13 protein-coding genes are annotated in these 17,024 nt (G+C 72.9%); 5 read left to right on the top strand and 8 right to left on the bottom strand.

The window, feature by feature from the left end; all coding sequences use genetic code 11:
• Nucleotides 1–141: 141 nt before the first annotated feature.
• Together ACFYPD_RS30395 and ACFYPD_RS30390 are read left to right on the top strand one after the other, a co-directional pair.
• Nucleotides 142–681 carry a hypothetical protein gene (locus ACFYPD_RS30395; RefSeq protein WP_387120960.1) on the top strand — a complete coding sequence of 180 codons (540 nt, stop codon included), beginning with the start codon at nucleotides 142–144 and terminating at the stop codon, nucleotides 679–681.
• Between the two features lie 37 nt (nucleotides 682–718).
• Nucleotides 719–1,579 (top strand): alpha/beta fold hydrolase, encoded by an 861-nt coding sequence (locus ACFYPD_RS30390; RefSeq protein WP_387120957.1) that lies wholly within the window; start codon nucleotides 719–721, stop codon nucleotides 1,577–1,579.
• A gap of 10 nt (nucleotides 1,580–1,589) precedes the next feature.
• On the opposite strand, the gene ACFYPD_RS30385 is transcribed toward ACFYPD_RS30390, so the two are convergent.
• Nucleotides 1,590–1,928: a DUF3817 domain-containing protein gene (locus tag ACFYPD_RS30385; protein ID WP_387120953.1), complete on the bottom strand. Its 339-nt coding sequence runs from the start codon at nucleotides 1,926–1,928 to the stop codon at nucleotides 1,590–1,592.
• Between the two features lie 163 nt (nucleotides 1,929–2,091).
• On the opposite strand from ACFYPD_RS30385, the gene ACFYPD_RS30380 reads away from it, so the two are divergent.
• A complete protein-coding gene (locus ACFYPD_RS30380; RefSeq protein ID WP_387120950.1) occupies nucleotides 2,092–3,570 on the top strand; it encodes a glutamate--cysteine ligase in 1,479 nt (492 codons plus the stop codon).
• 10 nt (nucleotides 3,571–3,580) lie between these two features.
• On the opposite strand, the gene ACFYPD_RS30375 is transcribed toward ACFYPD_RS30380, so the two are convergent.
• From ACFYPD_RS30375 to ACFYPD_RS30360, 4 genes are all read right to left on the bottom strand, one after another.
• On the bottom strand, nucleotides 3,581–4,156 hold the full coding sequence (locus ACFYPD_RS30375) for a GNAT family N-acetyltransferase (RefSeq protein ID WP_387120947.1): 576 nt from the start codon (nucleotides 4,154–4,156) through the stop codon (nucleotides 3,581–3,583).
• A 120-nt stretch (nucleotides 4,157–4,276) separates the two neighbouring features.
• Nucleotides 4,277–5,407 carry a helix-turn-helix domain-containing protein gene (locus ACFYPD_RS30370; RefSeq protein WP_387120944.1) on the bottom strand — a complete coding sequence of 377 codons (1,131 nt, stop codon included), beginning with the start codon at nucleotides 5,405–5,407 and terminating at the stop codon, nucleotides 4,277–4,279.
• Nucleotides 5,397–5,564, bottom strand: a complete 168-nt coding sequence (locus ACFYPD_RS30365; protein WP_387120941.1) for a hypothetical protein — start codon at nucleotides 5,562–5,564, stop codon at nucleotides 5,397–5,399. Before ACFYPD_RS30365 ends, ACFYPD_RS30370 begins: the two co-directional genes overlap by 11 nt.
• Before the next feature lie 130 nt (nucleotides 5,565–5,694).
• Complete coding sequence (locus tag ACFYPD_RS30360) at nucleotides 5,695–6,879, bottom strand: helix-turn-helix domain-containing protein (RefSeq protein WP_387121115.1); 1,185 nt, start codon at nucleotides 6,877–6,879, stop codon at nucleotides 5,695–5,697.
• A 221-nt stretch (nucleotides 6,880–7,100) separates the two neighbouring features.
• On the opposite strand from ACFYPD_RS30360, the gene ACFYPD_RS30355 reads away from it, so the two are divergent.
• Both ACFYPD_RS30355 and ACFYPD_RS30350 read left to right on the top strand, forming a co-directional pair.
• The gene (locus tag ACFYPD_RS30355) at nucleotides 7,101–7,736 is read left to right on the top strand and encodes a calcium-binding protein (RefSeq protein ID WP_387120938.1); all 636 of its coding nucleotides are present in this window, start codon (nucleotides 7,101–7,103) and stop codon (nucleotides 7,734–7,736) included.
• 120 nt (nucleotides 7,737–7,856) lie between these two features.
• The gene (locus tag ACFYPD_RS30350; protein ID WP_387120935.1) at nucleotides 7,857–10,697 is read left to right on the top strand and encodes a BTAD domain-containing putative transcriptional regulator; all 2,841 of its coding nucleotides are present in this window, start codon (nucleotides 7,857–7,859) and stop codon (nucleotides 10,695–10,697) included.
• Between the two features lie 5 nt (nucleotides 10,698–10,702).
• On the opposite strand, the gene treZ is transcribed toward ACFYPD_RS30350, so the two are convergent.
• The 3 genes from treZ to glgX are packed head-to-tail and all read right to left on the bottom strand — an operon-like array spanning nucleotide 10,703 to nucleotide 16,892.
• Nucleotides 10,703–12,436: a malto-oligosyltrehalose trehalohydrolase gene (treZ, locus tag ACFYPD_RS30345; RefSeq protein WP_387120932.1), complete on the bottom strand. Its 1,734-nt coding sequence runs from the start codon at nucleotides 12,434–12,436 to the stop codon at nucleotides 10,703–10,705.
• Nucleotides 12,433–14,769 (bottom strand): malto-oligosyltrehalose synthase, encoded by a 2,337-nt coding sequence (treY, locus tag ACFYPD_RS30340; protein WP_387120929.1) that lies wholly within the window; start codon nucleotides 14,767–14,769, stop codon nucleotides 12,433–12,435. Before treY ends, treZ begins: the two co-directional genes overlap by 4 nt.
• Before the next feature lie 2 nt (nucleotides 14,770–14,771).
• Complete coding sequence (gene glgX, locus ACFYPD_RS30335) at nucleotides 14,772–16,892, bottom strand: glycogen debranching protein GlgX (protein WP_387120926.1); 2,121 nt, start codon at nucleotides 16,890–16,892, stop codon at nucleotides 14,772–14,774.
• Nucleotides 16,893–17,024: the final 132 nt, after the last annotated feature.

Here is a 17,024-nt window from a genome sequence, read left to right as displayed (position 1 = left end):
CTTTCCAGCTCGGCCGCACGCATACCCGCGCGACTCCGGATGTCACCTTCCGGGGGCCGGCCGTGACCGGCGTTCATTCACGTCGTTCAACCCGGGGAATCGATACGATGAGTGAACGGAACAGGACTCTCGGTGGTGAACATGGACACGGAGCTGCAGATCCGCCACGCCGTCCACCCGACGGACCGGATCGTCACGGGCCGGTTGGTGCGCCTCATGGAGGGCTACGCCCGCGAGGTGCGGGTGGGGCAGCCGGTGCTGGTCGGGGTGCTGACGGCGGCGGGCGTGGTGGTGCTGCTGCTCCGGGTGGTGCGGGCCCTGCTCAGCAGCGGCGGCGGGGGCGCCCGGCGCAGCTTCAAGGAGCTGAAGCAGGGGCCCGAGTTCCTGGTCACCCCGGTCCGGGTACGCGACGCCGCCGACCGGCTGGTCGAGGTGGAGCTGCACGGCCACCTGCCGCAGAGCGCCCTGCACCCCGGCGACCACGTGCAGCTGACCCTGTGCCCGCAGCGCGACGCCGACCTCCCGCCGCGGATCGAACGGATCGTCAACCTGACCACCGGCCAGTTGCTCACCCCGCGCACCGCGACGGTCTGGTCGCACCTGGGGCCGGCGCTGCTGCTCCAGGCGGTGCTCGGCGTGCTGCTGGTGGCGGGCGTCGCCGCCTGCTCGGCGCTGGGCTGAGGTTTCCGCTCCCGCCGGCCGGGGCACCGGCTGACTCATGTTCCCCGGATTCACCCTGGAGCAGATCGACGTCGGCCCGGTCCGCCTGCGGGTGCGGCACGGCGGCTCGGGCCCGCCGGTGGTGCTCCTGCACGGGCATCCGCGCACCCACGCCACCTGGCACCGGGTCGCTCCGCTGCTCGCCGCCGGGCACACCGTGATCTGCCCGGACCTGCGCGGGTACGGCGGCTCGTCGAAACCGCCGAGCGACCCGGCGCACACGGTCTACTCGAAGCGCGCGATGGCCGGCGACGTGGTGGCGCTGCTCGACGCGCTCGGTCATTCCCGGGCGGCGGTCGTCGGCCACGACCGGGGCTGCTACGTGGCCATGCGGACCGCGCTGGACCACCCCGACCGGGTGACCCGACTCGGCGTGCTGGACGGGGTGCCGATCGGCGAGGCGCTCGCCCGTTGCGACGCCCGGTTCGCGGCCCGCTGGTGGCACTGGTTCTTCCTGGGCCAGCTCGCCAAGCCGGCCGAGCCGGTGATCAACACGGATCCGGACGCCTGGTACGGCGGCTCGCCGGAGGCGATGGGCGCGGCGGCGTACGCCGACTACCGCCGGGCCATCCACGACCCGGCGACCGTGCACGCGATGTGCGAGGACTACCGGGCGGGACTCGGCCCGGACCGGGCGGCGGACGACGCGGACCGGGCCGCGGGCCGGCGGATCGGCTGCCCGGTGCTCTTCGCCTGGTCGGAGCGGGACGACATGGTCGACCTGTACGGCGACCCGGCGGCGATCTGGCGGGACTGGGCCGATGACGTGCGCGCGGCGTCGATCCCCTCCGGCCACCACATGGCCGAGGAGGCTCCGGCGGAGTTGGCCGCCCTGCTCGGCGACTTCCTGGCGGGGTGAGCGCCGGCGGTCAGCCGACCGGGGTGAGCGGACGCTCGGTGGCGGCCGGGGTGGCGAGGAGGCCACGGCGGCGGGCCCAGCGCTCGAAGAGCACCGTGGCGAACGGCGGCACGGCGCAGGCCAGCGCGACGGCGGTGTGCCACAGCGACCAGCGCCGCTGCCGGGCCACCACCAGCACGAGCAGCCCGTAGGCCACGAACAGCGCGCCGTGGACCGGGCCGAACACGTGCACGCCGATCTCGTTGCGCGGCGGCCCGTACTTGACGGCCATGCCGGCCAGCAGGGCGGCCCACGAGCAGGCCTCGGCGATCGCCGCCGCCACGAACAGCCGGGTGGTCATCTCGCGCATCCGGCCATGCTAGCCAGCCCGGCCGGCCGGACCGGCCGCGACACTGTGCGACGCGACAGGGATCACCGGCGGGACAGGTGGGTAGTAAGGGGTCCCCCGGCTCTTTCCCCGCGCCGCCGTGGCATGCGAGGTTAGGGGGACCAACGGTGACAGGGTGGTGACCATGGGCGAGGACGTCGGCGCGCGCACCTTCAGCCGGGAGGACCGGGCCCGCTACCGCGACAAGGTGCGGCGTTGCCTGGACGTGTTCGCCGAGATGCTGCGCGAGTCCCGCTTCGACGTGGAACGGCCGATGACCGGGCTGGAGATCGAGCTGAACCTGGTCGACGAGGAATCCCAGCCGGCCATGCGCAACGCCGACGTGCTGGAGGCGATCGCCGATCCCAGCTTCCAGACCGAGCTGGGCCAGTTCAACGTGGAGATCAACGTCGAGCCGCGCCGACTGACCGGCACCGGCACGGCCCAGTTCGAGGAGCACGTCCGGGCCAGCCTCAACGCCGCGGAGCAGAAGGCCCGCACGGTCGGCGCGCACATGGTGATGGTCGGCATCCTGCCGACCCTGCGCCCGGAGCACCTGACCGCCGAAACCCTCTCGGCCAACCCGAGGTACGCCCTGCTCAACGAGCAGATCTTCGCGGCCCGCGGCGAGGACCTGCGGATCTCGATCAGCGGGGTGGAGCGGCTGGCCACCACCGCGGACACCATCACCCCCGAGGCCGCCTGCACCAGCACCCAGTTCCACCTCCAGGTCAGCCCGGCCCAGTTCGCCGACTACTGGAACGCCGCCCAGGCGACCGCCGGCGTCCAGGTCGCGCTCGGCGCCAACTCGCCGCTGCTGTTCGGCCGGGAACTGTGGCGGGAGACCCGGGTGCCGCTGTTCCAGCAGGCCACCGACACCCGCGCCGAGGAGATCAAGGCCCAGGGGGTACGCCCCCGGGTGTGGTTCGGGGAACGCTGGATCACCAGCGTGTTCGACCTCTTCGAGGAGAACGTGCGCTATTTCCCGGCGCTGCTGCCGGTCTGCGACCCGGAGGACCCGGCGGAGACCCTGGCCGCCGGCGGCGTGCCGAAGCTCGCCGAGCTGCGGCTGCACAACGGCACGATCTACCGGTGGAACCGCCCGGTCTACGACGTGCTGAAGGGGCGCCCGCACCTGCGGGTCGAGAATCGGGTGCTGCCCGCCGGGCCGACCGTGCTGGACACCGTCGCCAACGGGGCCTTCTACTTCGGCCTGGTCCGCGCCCTCGCGGAGTCCGACCGGCCGCTCTGGTCGCAGATGTCGTTCAGCGCGGCCGAGGAGAACTTCACCAACTGCGCCCGGCACGGCATCGACGCCCAGGTGTTCTGGCCCGGGCTGGGCTACCTGCCGGTGACCGAGCTGGTGCTGCGCCGGCTGCTGCCGCTGGCCCACCACGGGCTGGACCGGTGGGGTCTCGACCCGGCCGAGCGGGACCGGCTGCTCAGCATCGTCGAGCAGCGCTGCCTGACCGGCCGCAACGGCGCCACCTGGCAGGTGGAGACGCTGCACCGGCTGGAGTCCGCCGACCACCTGGACCGGCCGGAGGCGCTGCGCGAGGTGGTCCGCCACTACGTCGACCTCATGCACAGCAACCGCCCGGTCCACGAGTGGCCGATTCCCTGACCGTGTCGGGTCAGAGCGGGGACGGGTCGTCGCGCAGCCGGCTGTAGAGCCAGCCGTCGCGCCAGGCGCCGGCACGGAACTCGCAGGCGCGGAGGACCCCTTCCAGCTGGAAGCCGGCCTTCTCCAGCGACCGCTGCTCGGCGACGTTCTCCGGGTGGGTGCCGGCCTGGATCCGCTGCGCCGGGGTGTGCGCGAACAGGTAGTCGCAGAGCAGCGCCTGGGCCCGCCAGCCGACGCCCCGGCCGCGCCACTCGGGCAGCAGGGCGATGCCGATCTCCCAGTACGGCGCGCGTCCGCCGTAGCTCCCCGACAGGTAGCTCACGAGGCCGGCGGCGGCCTCCTCGGGCTCGACCTGGACGATCAGCCGGCCGTCCCGCTCGCCCAGCCAGCCGTCCTCGGCGTGCCGGCGGGCGGGCGCGCCCGGGTCCCGGAAGCCGGCCCAGTCCAGCCCGATCAGGCCCGGCTCGGTGGCGAACCGGCGGAACATCGTGAGGTCCGGCTCGTCGACCGGCCTGAGCCGTACCGTCGTGCCGGCGTACTCGCTGAGAATGCCGGCCGGGGTCGGCGGCGGCGCGGCGTGCTCCATCAGCGCGACGTTACCGGCGCGACGCCCGACGCACCGTCCGCCGCCTGCCGAGAGGGATCGGACCCGGGCGGCGTCGCGGTAGTGGCGGGACCGGCCCAGGCCTGTCGCGCCGTTGCCGGGTCAGCACATCAAACCGACCGACGCCGCCAGCCGGGCCACGCCGGCCGGCGCCGGGTGCCGCCGCGCGATCTCCGCGACGAGGGTACGCGCCACCGGCCGCCACCGAACCTCGGCCGGCGCGACGCCGTCCGCCTCCACCAACGTCCGTCCCGCCCCGCGCAGATCCCCCGCCTGGAGGTACGCCCGAGCGGCGTCGAGTAGGTACGCGCCCCGGTACTCGGCCGGTAGTGCTCGCCACCCGTCGTGACGGTTCACCCGCTCGTGCCGGCACACCGCCGCCCCGGCATCGCCCAGCTCGACCGCGGCCACCACGCGGGCCAACTCCACGGCGACCGGCCCGAAGGAGGTTCGGTGCCGGTCGTCGTCGCACCGCGGACGGCTGGCGATCTCGGCGGCCCGGTCGATCAGGCCGTCGGCGCGGCGGGCATCGCCGGAGCTGGCGGCGGCCAGCGCGGCCTGGAGCAGCAGCGTGCCGTGCAGCGCACCGACGGGCACGTCGCGCGGCGCGGCAGCGAGCGTCACGGCCAACGCGAGCCGGTCGCGGCCGAGCGCACGCAGCGCCTGCCCGACCGACAACGCCGCCGCCCCGGCGAGCAACGGCTCGTCGCCGGCAGCGGTCATCGCCCGGTCGGCGGCCAGCCAGCCGAGATCGGCCTCGCCCAGTTTGACCAGAACCGACGAGGTGATCCGGTAGACCTGGACCGGCATCTCCGGCAGTTCCGCCCGCAGGCTCCGAGCGGCATCGAGCAGGTCCGGCAGCAGCCGCACCAGGTGGGCGTAGTGCGCGTACCCGTAGGTGAGCCAGGCGTGCTCGACATGCCGCTGCACCTCACCCGCCGGCGGTGTCCGGCTCACGTCGTAGCGGGCGAGGGCGGCGCGGATGCGGTCGACGCCGGCAGGGGGCCGGGCCTCCGGCTGCGGGCGCTCCTCGCCGAGCAACACCGTCGGATGGATCCGCAGTACCTCGGCGATCTCCTGGAGCACCGAGTAGCGGTCCAGGGCGCGGACACCCCGTTCGACCTTGTCCACCCAGCTCTTCGACTTGCCGAGCCGGTCGGCGAGCATCTGCTGTGTCATCCGGCGGCGTAACCGCCAGCGGGCCACCCGCCGCCCGATCGGCTCATCTGTCATGCCGCCACCGCCGGTCCGGGACCGCCCTGGTGGTCTCCTCCACGGGTATGCGTTCGGCCTCGGCCTGCTTCAACAGCCGCCGCTTCGCGGCCTCACGTTCGACGGCCTCGATGCGCTGACCCCTGCTCCCCGTCGCGGCGTCGTCCTGACCGCTCATATCGCCTCCGTCAACGCTCGCTGCGGCAGTGACGCAGGAGACACTGATCACCGCCACATCAGCTGTCGGGAGGCACGCACCTCCCGAAGCGGACACTAGAACCGAGCGTTCATGACGCGATTACTGCTGGTTATGAGGCCAGCCTGATACCCATCCGGCCGGCGAGAGCACGCAGTTCGTCCGGGACGGCTCGGCGCTTGGCACGCTGCACCAGGGCCACCACCGCATCCCGGGCGAGTGGATTCAGCACGAACGGGACCGGTGCGGCCCGTTCGGCCTGCACGAAGGAGGCGAGAGCTTCGGCGTCCCGCCGACCGCCGTCCGCCAGCGCTCGGCCAAGGTCAAGCCAGTAGGACTGCTGGCGAATCGACGCCACGAGAACGTGCGGCCGCACCTTCCGGGACAGCTCAATCACCCGCCCGGATTCGCCCTGCTCAGCCGCGATAGACATCGCCCAGAGCCCCACGTTGGTCGGTCCGAACCCGCACCCGTTGAAGCCGGCACCATCGGACGGATCCCCGAGGCTCGCTGCCTCGCGCGCAGCCTCGGCGAGGTGGTCACCGGCGACGTCCGCACGACCGCTCACCGTCGAGGTGAGCGCGGCCGAGAGGTGAAGCTGCCCGAGCATCTGCCGCACCCGGTCATCTGCGGCATCCGCCTGTAGCTCGCTCAGCGATCGGTCTGCGGAGCGCGCAGCGATGGGGGCTGACTCGATTGGCAGGCTCTGCGCGTACGCGAACCGGGACGCCCCGATCCAGGCGGGATCTTCGATGTCCTCGGCAGCCAGCACAGCGATCCGCGCGGCGTTCAGTGCCAAGTGCCGGTATCCGAGGTGCCGCAGGCACGTCGAAGCCTGGTAGGCGACCTGAACGAGCACGGGGCCACCCACGGCGGCAGCATCGAGCAGGAGGGCCGGAAGCATGCGAGCCATCGCCGGGTAGTTGCAGCTCATGCGCAAACGATCGCTGCGTGCGATATCAGTCGCGAGCTGCTCCCGTGCGCGACCCGGCTGTCGCCGCTCGCCATCTTCAATCTCGATCAAGGCTGACCAGATCGCCGGCACATGCTCGGCAGCGCTGTCGCGAGCTGGGTCGCCCGGTTCCGTGCCCTGTCCCAGCAGATCGGCGACTGTGACCTGGAGAGCGGCAGCAATCGTGACCAGAGTGGACCGGCGGTCGATGGTCTTCCGACCTGATTCAACCTGCGAGATGTAGGACTGACTGACCCCAGCAAGCCCAGCCAGGACCGCCTGGGTCATCCCCCCGCGTCGCATCCGCCAGTATCGAACCCGCGCCCCGATCGTGTCCGGCTTCAGCATGGTCCGCACCACTCCAGTCGACGGCCAAGGGAACGGCTGAAACAACTGGCAGTCCCTCGATTGGACGGTACACGCCTGCTGGTTCACCAGCAGCCCCCAGACACTGCGCACCGTAGACGGGACCGTAGACCCGGTCGGGGTTCAACGTTTGCCGCACGTCCGTTCAACGCCCGGTGGCGACGCTTCTCGCACACACCAGCAACAGAAGGAGAAGCGTCATGCCACACCAGTTCCTCTCCGCACCGCGTACCGGTCGGTGGGCCACCTCGGCGCTCGGGGCACTCGTCCTGGCCACCGTGGGGCTGGCCGGCGCCGACGCCGCGCCGGCGTCCGCGGCCGTCGTGGTGGTCCCCGCCGACTGCGGCCCGTACTCCGGGGCGCCGGTGCCGGCCGGATACGCCCCGGTGGAGATGGTGAACCAGCTCTACATCAGCCCCAACACCAACGGCCCGGAGTTCATCATCGGCACGACCAGTTCCGACACCATCGTCGGAAGCGTCAACGGCGACATCATCTGCGGACGCGACGGCAACGACAGCATCCAGGCCAACAGCGGCGCGGACACCGTCTACGGCGGGTTGATCGGCGACAGCATCTGGGGCGACCTGGGAAACGACAACCTCCACGGTGACGGCGGCGCCGACACCATCCACGGGGACCGTTTCGTCGGGCCGAGCGCCCTGGACGGCAACGACCGCGTGGACGGCGGGAGCAACGACGATCACCTCTTCGGCGACCAGGGCATGGACACCCTGGTCGGCGGTCCCGGCCTCTTCGACGACGGTGACGGCGGCCCGGACGTCGTGTTCGACGACTGCCGGCCCACCGTGGACATCCCCATCAACTGCCCCTGATTCGATCGCCACGGCGGTCCGCGGGTCGGAAACCGCACCCGCGGGCCGTCGCGCCGCTGCCTGTCGGATCATCGTCAGGCCCTCTCCCACCACCACCTGCGGCGGATAGCGTCGTAGGCCGTGGCGGTGGAGTTCCGGGTACTCGGCGACGTGGACGTCCGGATCGACGGCCGGGTGGCCGACGTCGGTCACGCCCGTCAGCAGTGTGTCCTCGCCGCGCTGCTGGTCGAGCCCAACCGCATGGTCGCGACCGACCAGCTCATCAGCCGGGTGTGGGGCGACGAGGTGCCCGACGGAGCCGCTACCACCATCCGCGGCTACCTGTCCCGGCTCCGCCAGGCGCTGGCCGGCGCGGAGGAGGTCCGCATCGTGCGGCGCCATCCCGGCTACCTGCTCGCCGTCGACCCGGACCGCGTCGACCTGCACCGCTTCCACGAGCTGACCGAGCAGGCCCGGCGCACCGACGACGACGCGATTGCGATCGCCTGCCTGGAGCAGGCGCTGGGGCTCTGGCGCGGCGACGCGTTCGACGGGCTGGCCACACCGTGGTTGGCGGCCTACCGGCAGACCCTCGACCGGCAGCGGCTCGCGGCAGCGCTGGACCGCAACGACCTCGCCCTGCGCCACGGCCAGCACGCGCGCCTGCTCGCCGAGGTGCTGGCGCTGAGCGGCCGGTACCCGTGGGACGAGCGCCTCGCGGCGCAGGCGATGCTCGCGTTGTACCGGTGCGGGCGGCAGGCCGACGCGCTCGAGCAGTTCCACCAGATGCGCTGCCGGCTTGCCGACGAGGTCGGCACGGATCCCAGCCCGCCCCTGGCACTGCTGTACCAGCAGATCCTCACCGCCGACCCGGTGCTCGCGGCGCCGGACCTCCCCCCGGCGGGCGGCGCCGAACCGACCGCGGCTGCGGGCCGGCCCGGCGCGGCACGTACTGCCGTCACCGTGCCCCGGCAGCTACCGGCATCGCCCGGGGTCTTCGCCGGCCGGACAGCCCAGCTCGCGCGCCTCGACGAACAACTCGGCGACGTGGTGCATCCGGACGGCGCCGCGTCGCCGGTCGTGATCTCGTCGATCGGTGGCGGGGGTGGGGTCGGCAAGACCTGGCTGGCCCTGCGGTGGGCGCACGCCAACGCCGATCGCTTTCCCGACGGGCAGCTCTACGTCAACCTGCGCGGCTTCGACCCGACCGCGCACCCGGTGGGGTGGCCGGCGGCCGTGCGTGGCTTCCTCGAAGCGCTCGGTGTCGAACCGGCCCGCGTCCCGGCTGAGCCGGAGGCCCAGGCGTCGCTGTACCGCACGCTGGTCGCCGGCCGCCGGATGCTCGTCGTCCTCGACGACGCCCGCGACGCCGCCACCGTGATCCCGCTGCTGCCCGGCACTCCCACGAGTGCGGTCCTGGTGACCAGCCGCCGGCAGCTGGCCAGCCTCGTCACCACCCACGGCGCGCGACCGCTGCCACTGGACGTGCTGCCCGACGGTGAGGCACACGAGCTGATCGTTCGGCAGTTGGGTGCGGCGCGGGTGGTGGGACAGCCGGGCGCCGTCGCCGACATCCTGCGGTTCTGCGGCGGCCTGCCGCTGGCTCTCGGGATCGTGGCGGCCCGCGCCGCGCTTCGCCCCGACCTCGCCCTGTCGTCGATCGCGGCCGAGCTGACCACCGCGGCCAGCCCGCTGGACGTGCTCGACGGCGACGAGGTGACGACGAACCTGCGCGTGGTGCTGTCCAGCTCGGTGCGGGCGCTGACGCCGCCGGCATCGGAGGTCTTCACGCTGCTCGGCCTGGCCCCCGGCCCGGACATCAGCCGGGCCGCCGCGGCCAGCCTGACCGCCCGTACGCCGGACGCGCTGCGCCCGTTGCTGCGCGAGCTCGTCGACGCACACCTCGTCCAGGAGCACGTCGCGGGCCGGTACCGCATGCACGACCTGGTCCGGGTGTTCGCGGTCGAGCGGGCAGCCGGGGACCCAGCGGGTTCCCGGTCTGCGCTGTGCCGGCTGGTCGACCACCACCTGCACACCGCGCACGCGGCCGCGCTGCTGCTGTCCCCGCAGCGCGATCCGCTGACCCTGACCCCTGCCGCACCCGGAGTGACCGCGGAGCGGCTCGACGACCTCGCGGCGGCGCTAGCCTGGTTCACCCGCGAACACCAGGTGCTCCTCGCGACCATCGAGCACGCCGGCAGCAACGGTCTCGACGCCCCGACCGGGCAGCTCTCGTGGACCCTGGCCACCTACTTCGACCGGCAGGGCCACTGGCACGACTGGGCCACGGTGGCCCGCCGGGCGGTCGAGTCGACCCGGCGGCTGGGTGACCACCCGGCACAGGCCCAGGCGCACCGGCTCCTGGCCGGGGCCTGCTCCAACCTCGGCTGGTACGAGGAGGCACGGTCCAACCTGCTCGCGGCGCTGGACCTGTTCGCCGCGCTCGGGGACGACGAGGGGCGGGCGCACACCCACTTCGACCTCAGCATGCTCCACGACCGGCAGCGGCAGCCCCGCGAGGCGCTGCCGCACGCACGGCAGAGCCTCGCCCTCTACGAGCGGGTCGGGAGCCCGCTCAAGCAGGCCGTCGCGCTCAACGCGATCGGCTGGTACCACTCCCAGCTCGGCGAGCACCACCACGCGATCACCTTCTGCCGCCGAGCCCTTGCCCTGTCCCGGCAGGTCGGCAGCGCGTACGGGCAGGCGAACACGTGGGACAGCATCGGCTTCGCCCACCACCACCTGGGCGAGTACGAGCAGGCCGTCGACTGCTTCCAGCAGGCGCTCACCCTCTTCGCCGAGATCGGTGACCGGCATGCCGAAGGCATCGTGCTGGACCATCTCGGCGACACGTGGGCCGCGGCCGGCCGGCCGGACGCCGCCCGGGACGCCTGGCGAAGTTCACTCGCGCTGTTCGAGGAGCTCGGTCACGCCGATGCCGAGGCGGTACGGCAGAAGCTGACCGCGTGCCCGGACCGGTGAGGCGGTCAGAGGTCCACGATCGCGGCGGACTCCGGAGGCAGCTCGATGCCGTCGCGCATCACGGTGACCCCCTCGGAGGTGGCGAGCAGCACCCGGCGCACCACGCCGGGCAGGTTGATGCGCTGCGGCTTGCCGGCCAGGTTCGCCACCACCAGGCAGCCGCCCCGCCGCATCAGCAGGAACTGGTCGCCGTGGCGGACGTCGACCTGGCCGAGCCGGGGGTCGGACAGGTCGGGACGGCTCTTGCGCAACGCGATGAGCCGCCGGTGGAAGTCGTACATCTCCCGGTGCTCGGGCTTGTCCAACTCGGCCCAGTCGAGCCGGGACCGGACGAAGGTCTGGGGGTCCTGCGGGTCGGGCACGTCCCCGGGCGGCCAGCCGTGCGCGGCGAACTCCCGCCGGCGCCCGGTCGCGACCGCGGTGGCCAGCTCGGGCTCGGGGTGGCTGGTGAAGAACTGCCACGGGGTGCTGGCCGCCCACTCCTCCCCCATGAACAGCATCGGGGTGAAGGGCGCGGTCATCAGCAGGGTGGCGCGGACGCGCAGCAGCCCGGCCGAGAGCGTCTGCGAGATCCGGTCCCCGGTGGCCCGGTTGCCGATCTGGTCGTGGTTCTGCAGGTACGCCACGAACCGGTGCCCCGGCGTGCGCTGCCGGTCGACGGGCCGGCCGTGGCTGCGGTTGCGGAAGCTGGACCAGGTGCCGGCGTGGAAGAACCCGCCGGTCAGCACGTCGGTGAGGCATTCGAGGGAGCCGAAGTCGCCGTAGTAGCCCTGCCGTTCCCCGGTGAGCAGGGTGTGCAGCGCGTGGTGGGCGTCGTCGTTCCACTGGGCGTGCAGCCCGTACCCGCCGGCCTCCGGCGGGGTGATCAGCTTCGGGTCGTTGAGGTCGCTCTCGGCGATCAGCGACAGCGGCCGGCCCAGGTGGGTGGAGAGGGCCTCCACCTCGGCGGCCACCTCCTCCAGGAAGTGGGTGGCCCGGGAGTCGGGCATGGCGTGCACGGCGTCGAGCCGCAGCCCGTCGACGTGGTAGTCGCGCAGCCACATGAGCACGCTGTCGACGATGTAGCGGCGCACCCCGTCGGAGTGCGGCCCGTCCAGGTTGACCGTGCGGCCCCAGGTGTTGCTCTGCTCGGTGAGGTACGGCGCGAAGCGCGGCGCGTAGGCCCCGGAGGGCCCGAAATGGTTGTAGACGACGTCGAGGATCACCCCCAGCCCCTTGGCGTGGGCCGCGTCGACGAAGCGCTTGAGCCCGTCCGGCCCGCCGTACGGCTCGTGCGGCGCGTACCAGCAGACCCCGTCGTAGCCCCAGTTGTGCTCGCCGTTGAAGGCGTTGACCGGGAGCAGCTCGACCAGGTCGACGCCGAGGTCGACCAGGTGGTCGAGGCGGCCGATCGCCGCGTCGAAGGTGCCCTCCGGGGTGAAGGTGCCGATGTGCAGCTCGTAGAGGACGCTGCCGGGCAGTTGCCGTCCGGTCCAGCCCTGGTCGGTCCAGCGGTACGCGGCGTGGTCGTAGCGGCGGCTCGGCCCGTGCACGCCCTGCGGTTGCCAGGCCGACCGGGGGTCGGGCAGGGCCTGGTCGTCGTCGTCCAGCAGGAAGGCGTAGTCGGTGCCCGGCCCGGCGCCGGGCACCTCGACCCGCCACCAGCCGTCCGGCCGGGGGCGCATGTCGTGGTCGGCGACGCCGGGCAGGCGCAGCCGCACCCGGGCGGCTTCGGGCGCCCACACCGTGAACTCGGTCATGCGGCAGCCTCCACGGAGTCGGTGGGAGCGAGGAGGGCGACGGGATAGGTGCTCAGCAGATCGTGCATCAGCAGCTCAGACCCACTGTAGACCCGACCGGTGAACACGTCGGTAACACTGTTGCCGGAAATCGTCAACGTCGTGTCGCGCCAGCCGCCGGCGCGGGCCAGCCGCAGCGGCAGCCGGGTGGCCACCGCGATCGCGCCGCCCCGGTCGAAGGCCACCGCGTGCGCGCCGGCCGGCCCGCGCGCCGGCACCGGCCGGTAGCCGGTGAACAGCTCCGGGTTATCCCGGCGCAGCCGCAGGGTCCGCGAGACCACGAGCAGCTTGGCCGCACCGTCGGCGGCCACCGCGGGCTGCCAGCCGCCGTCGAGCCGGGCCAGCAGCTCCCGGCGTACGGCGAAGTCGACCGGCCGGCGGTTGTCCGGGTCGACCAGGGAGTTCTCCCACAGCTCGGTGCCCTGGTAGGTGTCCGGCACTCCGGGCATGGCGAGCTGGACCAGCTTCTGCCCGAGCGAGTTGGACCAGCCGGCCGGGGTGATCTCGTCGGCGAACGCGGTGAGCTGGGCGTGCAGCTCCGGGTCGTCGTACATCCGGTCGACGAGGGCGTGCATCTCGTGCTCGAACGCCGGGTCGGGGTCGGCCCAGCTGGTCGACACGGACGCCTCCCGGGCGGCCTTCTCCGCGTACCCGTGCAGGCGCTCGCGCTCGACGGGCCAGGCCCCGACGGCGGTCTGCCACAGCAGGTGGGCGAAGGCGGGATCGGCCAGCGGTGCGCGGGACATCCAGTCGGCCACCCGCTCGGCCCAGCGCCCGGGCAGCTCGGACAGGACCGCGAGCCGGGCCCGGACGTCCTCGCCGCGCTTGGTGTCGTGCGTGGAGAGGGCGGTCATGCTCGCCGGCCAGCGCACCTGCCGGGCGGCGGCGAAGCGGTGGAACTCGGCCGGCGGCACGCCGAAGTGGGCGGGGCTGCCGCCCACCTCGTTGAGCGCGACGAACCGGCTCCACCGGTAGTAGGCGGTGTCCTCCACCCCCTTGGCCATCACCGCACCGGAGAACTGCGGGAAGCGGGCGGCCAGCTCGTGGCCGGGGTCGCGGAGCCGGGCGGTGACGGCGTCCAGCACGGCGGTCAGGTCGGGGCGGCGGCGGCCGGCCTCGGCGCGGGCGGCGGCGAGGTGCCGGGCGCCCTCCGGCGGGTAGCCGCGGTAGACCGGGAAGGCGGCGGCCAGCTCGGCGAGGGCCGCCCGGACCTGCTCGCCGGGCAGCTCGGGGACGAGCGCGGCGAGTCGGCTCAGCTCGGCGGCGAGCAGCCGGGTGGCGGCCGCGAGCTTGGTGTCGTGGGTGAGGTCCTGCCACGAGGTGTGCCGGCCGGTGAGCCGGCCGTCCAGCGCCGTGAAGTCCGCCTCGGCGTCCGGGTCGACGAGGAGCCCGCCCGCCGCGGCCAGGGCGTCGTAGCCGGTGGTGCCGTCGACCGGCCAGTCCGGCAGCTCCTCGCCGTACTCCAGGATCTTCTCCACCAACAGCCACGCGCCGGGCGCGGCGGCGCGCAGCCGGGCCAGGTAGGCGGCGGGGTCGCGCAGCCCGTCCGGGTGGTCGACGCGGATGCCGTCGACGTCGCCGGCGGCGGCCCAGCGCAGGATCTCCGCGTGGGTGGCGCGGAAGACCTCCGGGTCCTCCACCCGCAGCCCGGCCAGGTCGGACACGGCGAAGAACCGGCGGTACGTCAGCTCGCTGTCGCCGCGCCGCCAGTCGACCAGCTCGTAGTGCTGCCGGTCGTGCACCTCGCGCGGCGTCCCGTCCCCGGTGCCGTCGGCGATCGGGAAGCGGTGCTCGTGGTAGCGCAGCTCCCCGTCGACCACCTTGAGGTCGTCGAGGGCGTCGGGGGTGTCGGCGAGCACCGGCAGCAGCAGCCGGCCGCGGTCCCAGTCGATGTCGAACCAGTCCGCGTACGCCGACGCGCGGCCCCGGCGCAGCACGTCCCACCAGGCCGGGTTGGCGGCCGGCCGGGCCACGCCGGCGTGGTTGGGCACGATGTCCACGACCAGGCCGAGCCCGGCCGCGCGCAGGGCCCGGACGAGGCGCTGCCGGCCGCCCTCGCCGCCGAGTTCCGGGTTGACCGCCCGGTGGTCGACCACGTCGTAACCGTGCTGGGAGCCGGGGGTGGCGGTGAGCAGGGGCGCGCTGTAGAGGTGGGTGACGCCGAGGTCGGCCAGGTAGCCGGCGAGGCCGGCGGTGGCGTCGAGGTCGAAGCCGGGGCGGACCTGGACGCGGTAGGTCGACCCCACCCGCGTCGTCGGTGCCGTCGTCTGATCGGGGTGGGGGGTGTCGGGCATGGTCAGGCCGTCCTCTCCAGGACCAGCAGCGAGCGGTCGGGGACGCAGACACTCCCGCCCGCCTCGACCGTCAGGGTCTTCTCCGGATCCGGGTCCGCGGTGCTGATGACCAGCTCCCACCGCTGCCCGAACTCGGCCGGGGGCAGGGTGAAGTCCAGCGGCGCGTCGTGCGCGTTGAACAGCAGCAGGAACGAGTCGTCCCGGTGGCGCTGGCCGTACTGGCCGCGTTCCGGGATGCCGTCGCCGTTGACGAACAGGGCCACCGAGCGGCCGAAGTCGTTGCCCCAGTCCTCGCCGGTCATCTCCCGGCCGTCGGGGGTGTACCAGGCCAGGTCGGGCAGGGCGCTGTCGGCGGCCCGGCCGCCGACGGGCAGCCCGGTGAAGAAGCGGCGCCGCTGGAACACCCGGTGCCGCATCCGGAACTCGGTGAGTCGCTGGACGAAGGCGACCAGTTCCTCGTCGGCCCGCTCCCAGTCGACCCACGCCAGCTCGCTGTCCTGACAGTAGGCGTTGTTGTTGCCGTGCTGGGTGCGGCCCAGCTCGTCGCCATGGCCGAGCATCGGCACGCCCTGGGACAGGATGAGCGTGGCCAGGAAGTTGCGCCGCTGCCGGGCGCGCAGGGCCAGCACGCCGGGGTCGTCGGTGTCCCCCTCGACGCCGCAGTTCCAGGAGCGGTTGTGGCTCTCCCCGTCGCGGTTCCCCTCGCCGTTGGCCTCGTTGTGCTTGTCGTTGTAGGAGACCAGGTCGTTCAGGGTGAACCCGTCGTGGCAGGTGACGAAGTTGATGCTGTGGAACGGGCGGCGACCGTCGTCCTGGTAGAGGTCGGCGGAGCCGGAGATCCGGGAGGCGAACTCGGCCAGCGTGGCCGGCTCGCCGCGCCAGAAGTCCCGCACGGTGTCGCGGTACTTGCCGTTCCACTCGGTCCACTGCGGCGGGAAGTTGCCCACCTGGTAGCCGCCCGGGCCGACGTCCCACGGCTCGGCGATCAGCTTGACCCGGCCGACCACCGGGTCCTGCTGCACCACCTCGAAGAAGGTGGAGAGGCGGTCCACCTCGTAGAACTCCCGCGCCAGGGTGGCCGCCAGGTCGAAGCGGAAGCCGTCGACGTGCATCTCGGTGACCCAGTAGCGCAGCGAATCCATGATCAGCTGGAGCGAGTGCGGGCTGCGCACGTTGAGGCTGTTGCCGGTGCCGGTGTAGTCGACGAAGTAGCGCCGGTCGTCCTCGGAGAGCCGGTAGTAGCTCGGGGTGTCGATGCCCTTGAAGCTCAGCGACGGCCCGAGGTGGTTGCCCTCGGCGGTGTGGTTGTAGACCACGTCGAGGATGACCTCGATGCCGGCCGCGTGCAGCGCCTTGACCATGCCCCGGAACTCCTGCACCTGCTGACCGAGCCGGCCCAGCGCCGAGTAGCCGTGGTGCGGGGCGAAGAAGCCGATGGTGTTGTATCCCCAGTAGTTGCGCAGTCCCAGGTCGGCCAGGCGGTGGTCGTGCACGAACTCGTGCACCGGCATCAGCTCGACCGCGGTCACCCCGAGCCGCTGGAAGTAGTCGATCATCACGGGTGAAGCCATCGCCGCGTACGTGCCGCGCAGCTCCTCGGGGATGTCCGGGTGGCGCATGGTCAGCCCGCGCACGTGCGCCTCGTAGATCACCGAGTGGTGGTAGGGCGTGCGCGGCGGCCGGTCGTTGCCCCAGTCGAAGTAGGGGTTCACCACGACCGACTTCGGCATGAACGGCGCCGAGTCGGTGTCGTTGCGCCGGTCCGGGTCGCCGCCCACCTCGTAGTCGTAGACGGCCGGGTCCCAGGTGACCTCCCCGTCGACCGCCTTGGCGTACGGGTCGAGGAGCAGCTTGTGCGGGTTGCACCGCAGCCCGTTGGCCGGGTCCCACGGCCCGTGCACCCGGTAGCCGTAGCGCTGGCCGGGCTCGATCCCCGGGAGGTAGGCGTGCCAGACGTACGCGTCGACTTCGCGCAGCTCGACCCGCCGCTCGGCGCCGGTGTCCCACTCGTCGAACAGGCAGAGCTCGATCCTCTCCGCCACCTCCGAGAAGATCGCGAAGTTGGTTCCCATCCCGTCGTAGGTGGCGCCGAGGGGGTAACTCTCGCCCGGCCAGACCTGCATGTCGCTCCTTCGGCCATGATCATGAGCGCACCGGACGGGCGGACCGCCGGTGCGCACGCCGCTTATGCCCCGCCACACGCTCCGCCAATCCACCCGTTCGGACGGTAACCGAAAACCACCCACCTGGGTCCG

The sequence above is a fragment of the Micromonospora sp. NPDC005299 genome (genome assembly GCF_042872345.1).
Taxonomy (GTDB): domain Bacteria; phylum Actinomycetota; class Actinomycetes; order Mycobacteriales; family Micromonosporaceae; genus Micromonospora.
This window is presented reverse-complemented; position numbering and strand designations above follow the sequence as displayed.

Excerpts from the sequence above, each read along its gene's own strand:
- ACFYPD_RS30395 (WP_387120960.1), top strand. The coding sequence starts at position 142 with ATGGACACGGAGCTGCAGATCCGCCACGCCGTCCACCCGACGGACCGG.
- ACFYPD_RS30380 (WP_387120950.1), top strand. The coding sequence starts at position 2,092 with ATGGGCGAGGACGTCGGCGCGCGCACCTTCAGCCGGGAGGACCGGGCC.
- treZ (WP_387120932.1), bottom strand. The coding sequence starts at position 12,436 with ATGACCGAGTTCACGGTGTGGGCGCCCGAAGCCGCCCGGGTGCGGCTG.
- ACFYPD_RS30370 (WP_387120944.1), bottom strand. The coding sequence starts at position 5,407 with ATGACAGATGAGCCGATCGGGCGGCGGGTGGCCCGCTGGCGGTTACGC.
- ACFYPD_RS30355 (WP_387120938.1), top strand. The coding sequence starts at position 7,101 with ATGCCACACCAGTTCCTCTCCGCACCGCGTACCGGTCGGTGGGCCACC.
- ACFYPD_RS30375 (WP_387120947.1), bottom strand. The coding sequence starts at position 4,156 with ATGGAGCACGCCGCGCCGCCGCCGACCCCGGCCGGCATTCTCAGCGAG.
- ACFYPD_RS30385 (WP_387120953.1), bottom strand. The coding sequence starts at position 1,928 with ATGCGCGAGATGACCACCCGGCTGTTCGTGGCGGCGGCGATCGCCGAG.
- ACFYPD_RS30390 (WP_387120957.1), top strand. The coding sequence starts at position 719 with ATGTTCCCCGGATTCACCCTGGAGCAGATCGACGTCGGCCCGGTCCGC.
- ACFYPD_RS30365 (WP_387120941.1), bottom strand. The coding sequence starts at position 5,564 with ATGAGCGGTCAGGACGACGCCGCGACGGGGAGCAGGGGTCAGCGCATC.
- treY (WP_387120929.1), bottom strand. The coding sequence starts at position 14,769 with ATGCCCGACACCCCCCACCCCGATCAGACGACGGCACCGACGACGCGG.
- glgX (WP_387120926.1), bottom strand. The coding sequence starts at position 16,892 with ATGCAGGTCTGGCCGGGCGAGAGTTACCCCCTCGGCGCCACCTACGAC.